We start from the raw sequence: 7,283 nt of genomic DNA on the forward strand, positions 1-7,283 counted from the left end.
TGGTCTGTGCCACATGGCGCACAGCGCAGGTTATTTGCCAAAAGGTCTGGAATGATTGCTGTTTTTATAAAGCGCTGCGGTTTGCCGGTCGCGACGCAGGGTCGCATTGTGGTGTGATTGCGACCCTGTGCGCCCCTGTAGGGTTGCGATTAGGCGACTCTTGGGGGTGTGGAGTTTGAGTGACGGCCGTCGATCTCCGGCAACTCGATCTGCAGTTTTTTCAGTTTGCGAAACAGGGTGCTCTTGTGCATGCCCAGTTCCCGGGCGGCGGCCAAGCGGTTGTAGCCGTTGCGCTCCAAGGCCTCGCGGATGGCCTCCTCCTCGGTGGCCCGGTGCAGGGCGCGGATACCTGAGCTGGCGGCTTTAGGCGCGGTCGCAGTTGGAGACGCCCCGCTCAAGCGGCCCGGCAGATGCTGGAGGCCGATCTGCCCCTGGGAGCAGAGGATAAAGGCGTGCTCGATGATGTTTTCCAGTTCGCGGATGTTGCCCGGATAATCAAGGTTCATCAAGCGCTCCAGGGCCTCGGGTTCGATGCCGCGCACCATCTTGCCCCGCAGCCGGTTCATCTTGTCGATGAATCGCTCAACCAGCAGGGGGATGTCCTCCTTGCGCTCGCGCAGCGGCGGCAGCGGCAGGCGCACGATGTTGATCCGGTAGAAGAGGTCGCGGCGAAATTTTCCTTGCTCGACCAGGGCTTCGAGGTCGCGGTTGGTGGCGGCAAGGATGCGCACATTGGCCCGCTCCTTCTTCACCCCGCCCAGGGGTTGGAATTCCCGCTCTTCGAGCACCCGCAGCAGTTTCACCTGAAAGGCCGGGCTGGTTTCGCCCAACTCGTCAAGCAGGATGGAGCCGCCGTCGGCCTGGCTGAAGTAGCCCGGTTTGTCGCGGGTCGCGTTGGTGAAGGCCCCGGCCTTGTAGCCAAACAGCTCGGATTCGAGCAGGGCGTCGGGCAGGGCGCCACAGTTGATGGCGACAAAGGGCTTGTCCCGCCTGGAGGAAAGCCCGTGCAGGGCCTTGGCCATGATCTCCTTGCCGGAGCCGGTTTCGCCTTCGATGAGCACGGTGGAATCGCTCTCGGCGACCTGCGGCAGCACCGCGAAGATCTTCTTCATCAACGGGCTGCGGCTGACCATGTCGCCCTGGCGGAAACTGCCGCTCAGCTCGCGGCGCAATTCCTCCACCACCGTGTTGTCGCGGAAGGTCTCGACGCCGCCCAGGATTGCGCCTGATTCGTCGCGCAGCGGGGCCGTGGAAACATTGATCGGGATGCGTTTTTTTTCGCTGTTGATGATGTAGGTCGAGCTGCTGACAAACGAGCGACCCTCTTTCATGGTCCGCCGCAGGGCGCAGTCGCCCTCGCACATGTTGGAGCGAAACACCTCCCAACAGAAGCGGCCGATGGCCTCGTCGCGGGGGACGCCGGTGATCTCCTCGGCGGCCCGGTTGAACGAGGTGATCCGCCATTCGTGGTCGACCGTGAACACGCCGTCGGAGATGCTCTCCAATATGATGTCGGTGACGCCGCTCGTTGGTTGGGTCTTGCCGTGTTTGGTCATGCCTCGTTTCCTGAAGGGGTTCTTGCCCTGCCTCAACAACACCTCCTTTGATAATCAGCGCGCAGAAAGATGGCAAGCTTTGGAATTGAGCCTATGCACAAAAGTTGCGCGGATTTGGGCTGCAGCACTTTCAAGGTTGCCGGTTCGTGCCGGCCTGATCGCGCGCCCCGCAAGTTCGCAGCCGGCAAGGGGAGATGGGGAGGATAGGTGAAAACGAATCGTGTTTCAACCCGATAACCAATGTGCTTGTTTGGGCGTGGCTGTCATGAAGCGCGGCAATTGATTTTCCCGCACCGCCAATAATTGTGCTTGCACAAACAAAATCGATATTGTACCTACTGGTATGTAAATTTTCCAATGAGGTGGTCGCATGGACGCACGGGAACGATTGATTACAAGCACACAGGCCTTGCTTTGGGAGCGCGGCTATGTGGGAACCAGCCCCAAGGCGATTCAGCAACGGGCCGGCGTGGGGCAGGGCAGCATGTACCACCATTTTGCCGGCAAATCCGATCTGGCCCTGGCGGCGATCCAGCGTTGCGCCGAACAGATCAGGGCCTTTGCCGAGGACCGGCTCTCCGGGTCGGGCGGCGCGTACGAGCGCATTGAATCCTTTCTGCTCAACGAACGGGACGTGTTGCGCGGCTGTCAGCTTGGCCGTTTGACCCAGGACCCTGAGATTGTCGCCAATCCCGATCTGCATCGACCGGTTGACGAGACCTTTGACTGGCTGCGCAGGCGGCTGGCAACGGTGCTTGCCGAAGGGCAGGCGAGCGGTGAATTTGCGCCGCAACTCGACCCCGAGGACGTGGCCGCAACCATTGCCGGGGTGATGCAGGGCGGCTATGTGCTGGCCAAGGCGGCGGGTTCCGACGAGCCCTATTTTTGCGCCATTCGCGGCATTCTCGGGATGCTCGCCTTGCAGACCATCCAGGCCAGGCGGGCCTTGAGTTGATGGCGGGTTTGCCTAGGCCGTCGCGACGCTGCAGCATTGCAGCAGCGTAGCAGCCAGCCGTGGAGAAGCAGCGTCGTTTTTTGAAGGTGTGAACCCTGTGTGGCCCGCCGCAGTGTGCGCCGTCACGCAGGTTGACGTCTATCCGCTCGTTTGCGAGCGCAATTGTTTTGACCTTTACCAGGAGTGCAGCACATGACCACTAAAAAGATTGTTGTGATCGGCGGTTCGGCCGCCGGGGCCAAGGCCGCCGCCAAGGCGAGAAGACTCGACGAATTTGCCGAGATCACCATTGTTCAGAAGGCGCCGGACCTGTCCATGGCCTCCTGCGGCTATCCCTACTATGTGGGCGGCACGTTCAACGACCGCAGCCAGTTGCTGTGCACCCCGGCCGGCGTGGTGCGCGATCCGGTCTTTTTCCAGAAGGCCAAGAAGATCACGGCCCTGGTCGAGACCGAGGTCGTTGCGATCAAACGGGCGGAAAAGCAGGTGGTCTGCCGTAATCTTAAAACCGGCGAGGAGCAGACCCTGGCCTACGACAAGCTGGTGATTGCCGCCGGCGCCAGGGCCAACATGCCGCCCATTCCGGGCATCAAACTCGCCGGCGTCACCACCCTGCTGTCGATGGCCGACACCGACTATCTGCGCAAGGTTTGCGACGACAAACAGGTCAAGCAGGCGGTGGTAATCGGCGGCGGTTTGATCGGCGTGGAGGCCTGCGAGGCCCTGCAAGGCTCGGGCATTCAGGTGACCGTGGTTGAGGCGGTGGATCAGGTGTTGACCTTCCTGGATTGGGATTTGGCCAAGCTGGTGGAAAACCACATCAAGGCCAAGGGCGCGAAGGTGCTCACCGGGATTGGCGTCAAGGAATTCGTGGGCGAGAACGGCAAGCTCACCGGCGTCAAACTGGCCGACGGCACGGTGCTGGACTGCGGCGTGGCGGTCATGGCCATTGGCGTGCGGCCCAACAGCGATCTGGCCAAGGAGGCCGGGCTGACCATCGGCAAATTCGGCGGGATCACAGTCAACCAGTACATGCAGACTTCGGACCCCGACATCTACGCCGCCGGCGACTGCGTCGAAATTCCCAACCGCATCACCGGCGATCCCGCCTTTGCGCCCATGGGCGATCTGGCCAACCTTGAGGGGAGGGTGGTCGGCGAGAACATCATCTGCGGCGCCTCCGTCACCTTTCCGGGAACCATCCACACCGGCATCTGCAAGGTTTTTGATTATGCCGCCGGTTCCACCGGGCTTTCCGAGAAGGCGGCCCAGCGTATTGGCCTCAGCGGCTACACCACGGTGGTCAACGCCAGCCCCGACAAACCGGGCTTCATGGGCGCGAAAATCCTGATCTCCAAACTGCTGGTTGACAAAGATCAGCGGGTGCTCGGCTATCAATGCGTGGGCCTGGGCGACGTCAGCCGCCAGATCGCCACCGCCGCCATGGCCATCCAGGGCAAGCTCACCCTCGAAGACGTGGTCAACGCCGATCTACCCTATGCGCCGCCGTTTTCGCCGGCCATCGACCACTTCATCACCGCCGCCCACGTCATGCAGAACAAGCTCAAGGGCCGGATGACGGGCATGAGCGTGCAGGAGGTGCGGAGCAAACTCGACGCCGGCGAAAAGCCGTTTTTCCTCGACGGCCGCAACCCCAACGAATTTGAAGAGATGCATCTGGGCATCGGCGAGCACCTGATTCCGCTGGGCGCCCTGCGCTCGCGCCTGTCCGATCTGCCGGCGGACAAAAACGCCGAGATCATCTGCTTCTGCAAAATTTCCCTGCGCGGCTACGAGGCCGAGTGTATCCTCCGCGCCCACGGCTTCACCAACGTCAAGGTGATGGAAGGCGGCATCATGGCCTGGCCCTATCCTAGAAAGAAATAACCCCAACCGAGTTGTCTAGTCCTCCTGCCCGGCAGGGGCAGGGTTCGCTCCGGCGAATCCGGCCTTTGCCGGTTTTTTTTTGGGGCGGGAGGAACAGGAGGTGGGGGACGGCGGGTTTCAGGTAGTAGTCTGGAGGGAGCGCAGCGCAATCCGGGTACACGATAAAACCCCCAGGACGTGATCGTTCCCACGCTCCAGCGTCCAATTCTGTTCGCCGCCATGGCTCAAATTCCAAGCATCCCCACGTGTCCATCCCATCCGCAAGCATTCCGGCTATTGCAGGGAAGAGCAATCAGGCCGCCGGCGGGATCTGCTTGCGAAGAAAAACCAGGGTGAGTTGGGGAGAAACTTCCTCGCGTCGGGTTTCGACGTAGCCGTGGCGTTGATAGAGGCGCAGGTTGCCGTGGCTGCGACTTCCGGTGAACAGCTCAAACGTCCTGGCGGTCGGGAAGCAGGCTTCGATGGCGTTGAGCAGCGCCGACCCGATCCCCTGACCCTGGAGGCGGGGTTCAACCATGAGGCGGCCAACGGCGCAGATCTCCCCGGCAAGGGCCGCCCGCACCGACCCGACCAGAACGGCCTCTCGGGTGGCTTTGAGCACGGTGATGGTTGCAATTTCATGACGCAGGGATTCCAGCGACTGCGTCAGCGGCGGCAGCGACCAATCGTTGTAGAGCTGCGCCTCCGATTGGTAGGCGCGTTTTTGCAACTCCAAAATGGATTCGGCGTCGGCGGGGAGGGCGAAGGTGATTTCGGTCATGATGATTTTTTTATCGCGCGTGCAAACGTGCGCTGCAAGATTCAAGGAGCGTGAACCGAAGGTGAGCCTCTAGGCCCGTGCCGCCAATGGATAGCGGGTTCCCGGTGCGCAAACGATACCGCGGTTTCCCTTCTGCTTTCGCAGCCCGGATGGAGTGCAACCCAATCCGGGGCCACGCACGCTAATTGCCGCTTTTAGGCTAAGACGACCCATAGTTGGATGTTTTTACAGGTGACGCATATTCTTTTTTCGCGCGAACCATTTTGTAACCGTTGGCAGTCTCCACAAGCGGACCTGTCAGATTTTTATTGTTTTTGCCGAAGGCATTGTTCGTTTGGTTGATCGCCACCATCAGGTTGATCTCTATGTTTTCAGAAACTTGAAGCGTCATCTTGCCGGTTCCTACCGACGGTGCAAGCTGTTGCATTTGCGCCATCCTGAGCCTGAATTTTTCGTCGTCAATAACTACAGTTATAAATTTTCTCAGATCCCTTACGGAAATTTTTTTATTATAATATTCGAAAACTTTTTTTTCATTGTTTCCATCCCAATAAGAACGACTCACGCTGGCAAGAATAGTGGTGTGCTCTGGTAAATCTGTTGATAGGGTGAATGTTGTCGTCTTGTCCTTGAAATTTGAAAGGATGTCGAATTTTTCACAATGTACGGCGAGATCAAGATTGTTTCTTGTTTTTGGCAATTTTTTTACGGTTGGGTTGTCTTTTTGAACTGAAACAAGCAATGCTCCGAGAGATTTTATATGAGATATGCTGATAATGTTTCCATTGTGGATAAATTTTTTATCTTGGTTGAACCGGCTCATATTTTTCAGATTTGATCTTGGCCAATCATCGGGCATCTTCCATCCTGGCGCGATATTTTTTAAATATTGCGCGAGAATCAATGAGTTTCGTGTAAAAATTTCTTTTTGATTGCTTGGGAAAAGCACAAATAGATTTGATTTTACGACGGTGTTTTTATCTTCTGTTATTTCAATGGCGACGGTGTTGTCTTTTGACAGCCAGATCGACGCATTTTTTCCTTCGCTCTCTGTTCGTTTCGCAAGCTCTACCTGATCCGATATGCTCTTGATGAGCAAATCGGAAGAAATTGTCGTCGCTGCATTCTCTTTTGCCGATGTATTGGCGCTGATGCACAAGGCGACAGCGATTAGCAAGTAAAAGAGAGTTCTGAGTTTTTTCATGCGCCCTTACCCTTTTGATAGGTATTTTCTGGTCGTTAAAGAGCTTGCTGAATGATTACAATCCGGTGCCTGCCTGCGAGGTGTGGAAGGTCAGCGGGAAACAATGCGTAAAGCGTTGGTTCTGAGAGCGGGCGTCACGCAAGTAGCCAAAGCCTTTGCGTCGCAATCCGTTCAGGCAATCCACCCTCACGGCGGCGTAATCGAAAACTCGTCGAGCACCTCTTGGATGGGGATGGCGAAACCGATGCCCTGGGTGTCGCGGATGATCATGGTGTTGACTCCATGCACCTGGCCGCGTTCGTCGATCAAGGGGCCGCCGCTGTTGCCGGGGTTGATCGGCGCGTCGGTCTGCAGCATGATCTCGCCGGTGTCCTTGTGTTGGCGGTAGCCGGAAAAGATGCCGGAGGTGACGGTGTTGCGTAGGCCCACCGGGTTGCCGATGGTGAACACCTTGTCGCCCTGGCGCAGGCCGCTGTTTTTGGGCGCAGGTCTCAGCGGCGCCGCCTTGGAGGAATAGATCGAGAGCAGGGCCAGATCGCGCTTGGCGCTGACCTGTGAAGAATTGACGCTGTACTCGCTGCCGTCGGCGAGAAAGACCTTGATGTCCGAGGTCGATTTCGGCTTTTCCAGTTCCTTCAACCGCGCCTCGGCCTCATCCTGGGCGGGCTGCACCTGGGCGAGTTGCCGTTCCTTTTCCTGGAGGATGATCACCAGTTGGCGGCGGGTTGGGCTGTCGTTCATCTGCTGCAGCCGGTTGCGCAGATCGGCGATATTCTGCCGTTCCAGGCTGATCAGCTGCCGCCCGGTTTCGACCTTGCGGCGGATTTCGTCCAGTTGGCTGCGGTCCGGCTCGACCACATGCTTGTTGGTGACAATGGCGGTGTCGGTGATGAAAAATCCCGAGCCCTTGCCCCAGGGCGC

The 7,283-nt window shown here is 58.4% G+C and carries 6 protein-coding genes; 2 read left to right on the plus strand and 4 right to left on the minus strand.

The genetic code is table 11. The annotated features are described in order from the left end of the window. Nucleotides 1–149: 149 nt before the first annotated feature. Nucleotides 150–1,556 carry a sigma-54-dependent Fis family transcriptional regulator gene (locus RCH93_RS12620; RefSeq protein WP_306548770.1) on the minus strand — a complete coding sequence of 469 codons (1,407 nt, stop codon included), beginning with the start codon at nt 1,554–1,556 and terminating at the stop codon, nt 150–152. 370 nt (nt 1,557–1,926) lie between these two features. Between RCH93_RS12620 and RCH93_RS12625 the strand changes: the two genes are divergently transcribed. Together RCH93_RS12625 and RCH93_RS12630 are read left to right on the plus strand one after the other, a co-directional pair. Next, on the plus strand, nt 1,927–2,511 hold the full coding sequence (locus RCH93_RS12625; RefSeq protein WP_306548771.1) for a TetR/AcrR family transcriptional regulator: 585 nt from the start codon (nt 1,927–1,929) through the stop codon (nt 2,509–2,511). A 192-nt stretch (nt 2,512–2,703) separates the two neighbouring features. After that, nucleotides 2,704–4,398 carry an FAD-dependent oxidoreductase gene (locus RCH93_RS12630; protein WP_306548772.1) on the plus strand — a complete coding sequence of 565 codons (1,695 nt, stop codon included), beginning with the start codon at nt 2,704–2,706 and terminating at the stop codon, nt 4,396–4,398. A gap of 292 nt (nt 4,399–4,690) precedes the next feature. Here RCH93_RS12630 and RCH93_RS12635 read toward each other — a convergent pair whose 3' ends face one another. The 3 genes from RCH93_RS12635 to RCH93_RS12645 all read right to left on the minus strand — a co-directional run. Then, the gene (locus tag RCH93_RS12635) at nt 4,691–5,158 is read right to left on the minus strand and encodes a GNAT family N-acetyltransferase (protein ID WP_306548773.1); all 468 of its coding nucleotides are present in this window, start codon (nt 5,156–5,158) and stop codon (nt 4,691–4,693) included. A gap of 199 nt (nt 5,159–5,357) precedes the next feature. Continuing rightward, on the minus strand, nt 5,358–6,362 hold the full coding sequence (locus RCH93_RS12640) for a hypothetical protein (protein WP_306548774.1): 1,005 nt from the start codon (nt 6,360–6,362) through the stop codon (nt 5,358–5,360). A gap of 186 nt (nt 6,363–6,548) precedes the next feature. Beyond that, nucleotides 6,549–7,283 (minus strand): trypsin-like peptidase domain-containing protein (locus RCH93_RS12645; protein ID WP_306548775.1); only part of this gene is annotated, 735 nt, incomplete at its 5' end.

This window comes from Desulfobulbus sp., from assembly GCF_030824455.1.
Taxonomy (GTDB): Bacteria; Desulfobacterota; Desulfobulbia; order Desulfobulbales; family Desulfobulbaceae; genus Desulfobulbus.